This is a genomic window from Sphingomonas sp., from assembly GCF_019242355.1.
GTDB lineage: Bacteria > Pseudomonadota > Alphaproteobacteria > Sphingomonadales > Sphingomonadaceae > Sphingomicrobium.
Map to the genome: position 1 here is coordinate 1 of NZ_JAFAVR010000085.1, position 6,642 is coordinate 6,642.

The following is a 6,642-nucleotide window of genomic DNA, read 5'->3' on the forward strand; positions in this document are numbered from 1 at the left end:
GCTCAGCCAGATCAACAACCAGATCACCCAGATCCAGAACCAAGCACAGAGCCTGATCAACCAGGCGCGCAACCTGGCAGACCTGCCGACCAACATGCTGTCGAGCATCCAGCAGGATATCGATCGCACCCGCGCGCTGATTACCCAGGCGCAGCAGATCGCCTACAAGGTCGAGAATATCGACCAGGTGTTCAGCCAGCGCTACCCGTCGGGATCGCTCGCTAGCACCTCGTCGGGAACATTGGTCGCCAACGCGCAGACGCGCTGGACCGATGCGCTCGCCGCCTATCAGGATTCGCTGCGCACCGGGGCGACCGTCACCGGCAACCTCGATGGCACGCGCAGCCAGGCGTCGACGCTCGTGACGGCCAGCCAAGGGGCGACGGGCGCGTTGCAGGCCTCTCAGGCCGGCAACCAGCTGATCGCGCTCGAGACCAAGCAGCTCGGCGACCTGACCACCATGCTGGCCGCCCAGGCGCGGGCGAACGCGATCGAGTCGGCACGCGCCGCCGCCGACGAGGCGCAAGGCCGCGAGCAGGCGCGTCGGTTCACGCTGCCGGGGACCGGCTATGTGCCGCAGAGCGTGGCGCTTTTCCATGATTGAGGGACAGAAGCCCGGACGGTCGCTCAGCCTTGGCTGGCGGACGCTCGCGATCGCCGCGAGCGCCGCCGGCATCGGCATCGCCGCGCTCGTGGCGCTCCACGATCCCGCGCCGCCGCCATCCCGCTTCACGGTCACCGCGAGCGAGGAAGACACGCCGGCGGCGACAGCGCCCGATCCGCTGATGGCCGAGCTGCTGCGCTGCCGATCCCTCCCCGCCGGCAGTGACGATGCGGCGTGCCGCGAGGCGTGGGAGGTCAATCGCCGCCGCTTCATGGGCGAGAGCCGGAGCTACGTGTCGCCGGTGAGCACGTCCGCGGCGAAAGGACGCTGAGCCATGGAGCAGGATACCGGCGTCATCGACGGCTTCCTCGATACCTTCGCGCGCTACATCGATTCAGGCTTCGGCCTGATCCATGGCGACGTCGGTTTCCTGGCCAGCTCGCTGATCGTGATCGACGTGACGCTCGCCGTCCTGTTCTGGACGTGGGGTGAAGGCGACGACATCATCGCGCGGCTGGTCCGCAAGATTTTGCAGGTCGGCTTCTTCGCCTTCTTGATCTCCAACTGGAATGGCCTCGCCAAGATTATATATCTGAGCTTCTCCGGGCTCGGGCTCAAGGCCGCCGGCTCGGGCGGCGCCGACGATCTCCTCCATCCCGGCAAGATTGCGCAGGCCGGCATCAATGCGGCCGCGCCCTTGTTCGATCAGGCGACGGCGCTGGCAGGTCCGGTCGGCCTCTTCACCAATGCGGCCGAGATTGCGCTGCTGCTGCTCGCCGTCGCGATCGTGCTGCTCTCCTTCTTCATCATCGCAATCCAGCTGTTCGTGACGTTGATCGAGTTCAAGCTCGTCACGCTCGCGGGGTTCGTACTGGTGCCGTTCGGGCTGTTTGGCCGCACCGCCTTCCTCGCCGAGCGGGTGCTCGGCAACGTGATGGCGACCGGCATCAAGGTGCTGGTGCTCGCTGTCATCATCGGCATCGGCTCGACGATCTTCCAGCAATTCGTCCTCGACTTCGGCGGCACCCCGCCGACGCTCGAGCAGGTCGGGTCGATCGCGCTCGCCGCTCTGACTCTTCTCGGCCTCGCCATCTTTGGCCCGGGCATCGCGTCCGGCCTGGTCTCAGGCGGTCCGCAGCTCGGCGCCGGGGCCGCCATCGCCAGCGGCATGACCGTAGCCGGTGTCGGCACCGCCGCTGTCATGGGTGTTGCAGGCGCCGCCGGTCTTGCCGGCAGCGCCGCATCGGCCGCCGCTTCTACCTTCTCCCGGTCCGCTGGCTCCCGCGCTTCTGGTGCGTCTGGGGCTGGTGGACCCCCGTCCACGCCGCCCGCTCCCCCGGCGGCGACGGGTGGCGCTCCGGCGGTTCCCCCGCCGTCCGGAGCGCCGGGAGGCGGCGCGGGTGGCACGGGTGGCGCGCCGGCCGGGAGCGGCTCGGCCGCCGATCCGGCCAGCGCCAGCGACGCGAAGGGCGCAGCCGATCAAGCGCAGGATGCCGGATCGGCCGAGCCTGCCAGCTCGCTTCCTGGCGCCGCCACGGCCGAAGCGCCAACGCCGGCTTGGGCGAAGCGCCTGCGCCGTCGGCAGTCGATGTTCCAGGGCGCGACCATGGCCGCCCACACGCTTCGCGCGGCCGACCATCACGGCGGCTCGGCGCACATCTCGCTGGAGGACCGTTCATGAATCCGTTCCGCCGTTCCTCGTCTCGCCTCGGCCGCGAACCCGTCCCCGAAACACCTTATCAGCGCGCCGGCCAAGCGTGGGACGATCGCATCGGCTCGGCACGCGCCCAGGCGCATAGCTGGCGGCTGATGGCGTTCGGAGCGACTGCGCTCTTGTCGCTGTCGGTGGTCGACAATCTGCGGCTCCGGTTCGGCTCGCACATCGTGCCCTATGTGGTCGAGATCGATCGCCTCGGCGCGGCGCGCGCCGTGGCTCCCGCGACGGCCGACTATCACCCGACCGACGCGGTGATCGCATCGCAGCTAGCGCAGTTCATCGAGAATGTCCGGTCGCGGCCTTCCGATCCGATCGTGCTCCGTCAGAACCTCGCGTCGGCCTACGATTTCACGACCGAGCAGGGCGCCGCCGCGCTCAACGATTATGCACGCGGCAGCGACCCGTTCGCCGATCTTGCGGACAAGCAGGTGTCGGTTGACGTGAAGAGCGTCGTGCGGGCCTCGGCCGACAGCTTCCGGGTCGCGTGGGACGAGCGACGCTACGACCACGGTCAGCTCGCCGACACGACCCATTGGTCGGCGATCCTGACCTACGTCACCCGCACCCCGACCGACGCGGCGACGCTCAGTCGCAACCCGCTCGGTCTCTACGTCCACACCATCAACTGGTCCCAGGATCTCGGAGAATGATCATGCGCAAGCTGCTGCTCGCAACACCACTTCTGCTCACCTCGCTGCCGGCGCTCGCGCAAACGCGCGCGGGTTCGACTCGCCCGGTTGCGGTCGCCACCGAAGCCGCGCGGATAGCGCCGCGCGCTGCGGGCTGGCAGGGCGCAACCCAGCTTTTCGTCTATGCGCCGGGCGGGCTCTACGAGGTGTATGCCTCGGTCGGCCAAGTGACGGATATCGTACTGCAGGAGGGCGAGACGCTGTCGGACACCGGCGCGGTCGCCGCTGGCGACACGGTGCGCTGGGTAATCGGCGAAGCGTCGAGCGGCAGCGGCACCGGCCGCCGCACGCATATCCTGGTAAAGCCGACCGACCCGGGGCTGCGCACCAACCTGGTCATCAACACGGACAAGCGAACCTATCATGTCGAGCTGCGCTCGACGCCGGCGATCTATATGGCGAGTGTAGGCTGGTCCTATCCGCAAGACGAACTGATCGCGGTGCGTGCGCGGATCGAAGCCGCGAGCGCCGTCGCCGCGACGCAGGTGCAGAGCGGCATCGATCCGGTGAAGCTCGACTTCGCCTATCGGCTGACCGGCGCCAATCCGCCGTGGCGGCCGGTGCAGGTGTTCGACGACGGCGCCAAGACCTATCTGCTATTCCCCGATATGATCGGACAGAGCGAGCTGCCGCCGCTGTTCCTGATCGGCGACAAGAAGCAGGCCGAGCTGGTCAATTATCGCGTGTCCGGCCGCTACATGGTGGTCGACCGGCTGTTCTCGGTCGCCGAACTCCGCCTTGGCACGAAGAAACAGCAGATCGTCCGGATCGAGCGGACGACCTCGCGGGAGCGGCATTCGTGAGCGGCGGCGACGAGCCTCTAGCGGAGGCGCCGCCTCGGCCCGAGCCGATCGCAACACGCGCGCCGGCGCCGGTGCCGCGTCGGCTATCGCGCCGCGCCCTGGCCACGCTCGCCGGCGTGAGCGCGCTCGGCGTGGCGGCGGCGCTGGGCTACAGCCTGAGCCACAGCCATCATACGGTGCCTCAGCAGGAGGCCGTGTCGATCAATCGGGCCAAAGCCGATGCGCTCGCCGATGCGCCGAAGGACTATGGCGACCTTGCGCGCACCGCCTCAGCCGGTATCACTACGCCTTCGGCACCGGCAGCACCGGCTCCCGCATCCCTCCCGGCCGAAACTACCGCCGCAGCCACCACGCCAACCGAAAATCAGCGCGCCGCCGATCGGCAGAGGCGGCAGCAACAGAGCGACAGCGCTCGGGCGAGCAAGTTGTTCGCCGGGACGGCCGAGGCAGTCAGAACCGCCAACGCTGAGGCGCAACCATCGGCCGCGCCTCAGCCAGGGGCTGCGAGTGCGTCGCCGGCGGCGAATGTGGACGCGCAGGATCGCAAGGTGGCCTTCGTGGTGGGCGGCGCGCACGAGCCGACGGTCAACAGCGGCCAGGTCACTCCCCCGGCGGGTCGCTATGTCGTAACGGCAGGCACGACGATCGCAGCGGCACTTGTCACCGGGCTCTCGTCGGACTTGCCTGGCCAAGTAGTGGCGCAGGTGACTGAGGATGTGTTCGACAGCGTGACCGGGCGGACGCGGCTGGTGCCGCAGGGAACGCGATTGATCGGCATCTATGATGCTCGGGTGACCTATGGGCAGACGCGCGCGCTGGTCGTGTGGACGCGAATGATCTTCCCCGACGGCCGATCGATCGAGCTGGATCGGATGATCGGCACCGATGCCGCCGGACAGTCGGGTTTTGCGGACCGGGTCAACAGCCACACGGGCAAGCTGCTGATGGCCGGGCTCATGTCGACGCTATTCGGCGTTGGCGCCAACGTCGCGACCGGCGGCAGTGGTGATAATGCCGGCATTGCCTATGCGATCCGCGAAAGCGCCGGGCGTTCGGTCGAGACCGCCGGCGACAAGATCGTCAGCCGGCAGCTAGACGTGCAGCCGACCATCACCGTGAGGCCTGGAGCGAAAGTCCGGGTGTTGGTCAGCCGTGATCTTCTGCTGGCGCCATGGCCGGCGCAGTGAACGCTGACTCTGCATAGATCGGGGCGGAAAGGCTCGCCGCCTCCTCGCAGACAATCCGGAGCGCCTCCACGGCGTGATTGAGATAGTTTACGACGATCTCCTCCTCTGGGCGATGGAGGAGAGTGCGCGCCTGATCGATAAGTCGCTCGGCTTCGGTAATACGATCGATGGGCATGATGGACGGTCGGGGCATTTGGCGATCCAGGAGAGATGATGGCATGCAACGCTCTTAACGAATAGGAAGGATCGTTCCTAGAACGATCGTTCCGACGCTGTGATCTAGTGTCGGATGGACCTCAAGGATGTCTTGTCGACGAACCTCCGGCGCATTCGTAACGAGACTGGGCGTACCCAGGAGGAAATGGCGCATCTGCTCGGCATCAGCGCACGATATCTCGGCTCGATCGAGCGCGGCAAGGTGTCTCCGAGCGTAACGTTGCTGGGAATGTTTGCGGATGCGTTGGCCGTGAACGCCGGCGAGCTAATCGCCGTCTCGACGCCGAGGGGCAAGCGCGGCCGCGACTAATGGGTCGCCGCATGCTTGCGGACGAGCGACAGGAGACGATGCCGCAGGGGATTACGATCATCGCGTGGCCAGATGGCGTCGATCCCGACATTGCTGTTGTCGTCGACGATGGGAAGGAAGGCGACGCCGTCACGCGGGACGACCGCCGACGCGAAGGAGATGGTGGCGCCCAGTCCCAATCGGACCAGCTCGATCAGCGCTCCGCGAGAGACGTCGTGGAGGTCGCACTGGAAAGGGTGCTCGCCCATTCGCGAGGCGATGGTCCGGTAGGCGGTAAGATCGCCGCCATGGGAGCGCATCATAAGCGGCAAGGCGGCGAGATCCGCCCATCGGAGGCTGTCTTTGGCGGTGAACGGGTGCGTGTCTTGTAGGGCGACGACCATGGGCTCCTCCCAAAGCCGTTCCTGTTGGTTGGAATCGGCACCCTCGGTAACGTAGGCCGAGAAAATGATGTCCAGCGAGCGCTCGTTGAGTGCGCGATGAAGCTCGGCAGGAGATGACTCAACAATCCGCAATTCGACGTCTGGACGTGACAGCCTGAAATCGGCGATCCCCTCTTTGAGCGGACCGAGGGCGAGACCGGTGTAGAATCCGACCGACAGAGAGCCGGTGTAGCTCTGCGCAGTTGCGAGCGCGCGCTCAATCTGCTGGTCGACAGTGAAGAGCAACAGCTTTGCCTTCGGGAAGATGGCGCGTCCGATGGGTGTAAGCGCTGCTGGTGCTCCTCGACGCCGTTCGAAGAGGTCGCCACCGTATAGTTCCTCAAGCCGCGCAATTGTCTGGCTGACAGCAGGCTGGCTGACACCCATCTGGCGCGCTGCTGCGGCGAAACTGCGCGTTTCAGCAACTTTGAGGAACGTCTCGAGCTGATGAAAATCGGGACGGCCCCGTAAGCGGCGGTTACTTATCACGAGCTACTACTTCAGGCTGGGAGGAAGATGCGAGCGCTCGAGAAGGGCAAGATCACGACGAGTCTGAGCTGGGGTGAACTGCGGCTTTATGGCGGTTGGCGTAGATCAATGCAGCGACAATAGCCGCACAACCGATGCCGCCTGCGAACCGGTTCAAAACGGTCGACGGCGGGCTCGCTTCGCGCATTTCCGCGTGGTCCGCTTC

General features: G+C 66.5%; 9 protein-coding genes. 8 read left to right on the plus strand and 1 reads right to left on the minus strand.

Annotated elements, in window-relative coordinates; all coding sequences use genetic code 11:
* The 8 genes from trbJ to JOZ79_RS04055 all read left to right on the plus strand — a co-directional run.
* The coding region (trbJ, locus tag JOZ79_RS04020) for a P-type conjugative transfer protein TrbJ (protein ID WP_294070937.1) at nucleotides 1-604 on the plus strand (604 nt) is incomplete at its 5' end.
* A complete protein-coding gene (gene trbK-alt, locus JOZ79_RS04025; protein WP_294070940.1) occupies nucleotides 597-935 on the plus strand; it encodes a putative entry exclusion protein TrbK-alt in 339 nt (112 codons plus the stop codon). The genes trbJ and trbK-alt, both read left to right, overlap by 8 nt.
* A gap of 3 nt (nucleotides 936-938) precedes the next feature.
* Entirely contained in the window at nucleotides 939-2,285 is a 1,347-nt protein-coding gene (gene trbL, locus JOZ79_RS04030; RefSeq protein ID WP_294070944.1) for a P-type conjugative transfer protein TrbL, read from the plus strand.
* On the plus strand, nucleotides 2,282-2,971 hold the full coding sequence (trbF, locus tag JOZ79_RS04035) for a conjugal transfer protein TrbF (RefSeq protein WP_294070947.1): 690 nt from the start codon (nucleotides 2,282-2,284) through the stop codon (nucleotides 2,969-2,971). Before trbL ends, trbF begins: the two co-directional genes overlap by 4 nt.
* Nucleotides 2,968-3,813: a P-type conjugative transfer protein TrbG gene (gene trbG, locus JOZ79_RS04040; RefSeq protein ID WP_294070950.1), complete on the plus strand. Its 846-nt coding sequence runs from the start codon at nucleotides 2,968-2,970 to the stop codon at nucleotides 3,811-3,813. Before trbF ends, trbG begins: the two co-directional genes overlap by 4 nt.
* Nucleotides 3,810-5,000 carry a TrbI/VirB10 family protein gene (locus JOZ79_RS04045; RefSeq protein ID WP_294070952.1) on the plus strand — a complete coding sequence of 397 codons (1,191 nt, stop codon included), beginning with the start codon at nucleotides 3,810-3,812 and terminating at the stop codon, nucleotides 4,998-5,000. Before trbG ends, JOZ79_RS04045 begins: the two co-directional genes overlap by 4 nt.
* 73 nt (nucleotides 5,001-5,073) lie before the next feature.
* Nucleotides 5,074-5,214, plus strand: coding sequence for a hypothetical protein (locus JOZ79_RS04050; RefSeq protein ID WP_294070955.1), 141 nt, complete (start codon nucleotides 5,074-5,076; stop codon nucleotides 5,212-5,214).
* 93 nt (nucleotides 5,215-5,307) lie between these two features.
* A complete protein-coding gene (locus tag JOZ79_RS04055; protein ID WP_294070958.1) occupies nucleotides 5,308-5,526 on the plus strand; it encodes a helix-turn-helix transcriptional regulator in 219 nt (72 codons plus the stop codon).
* Here the strand turns inward: JOZ79_RS04055 and JOZ79_RS04060 are convergent.
* Nucleotides 5,523-6,437 (minus strand): LysR family transcriptional regulator, encoded by a 915-nt coding sequence (locus JOZ79_RS04060; RefSeq protein WP_294070961.1) that lies wholly within the window; start codon nucleotides 6,435-6,437, stop codon nucleotides 5,523-5,525. The two genes, JOZ79_RS04055 and JOZ79_RS04060, sit on opposite strands and share 4 nt — an antisense overlap.
* Between the last annotated feature and the right edge of the window lie 205 nt (nucleotides 6,438-6,642).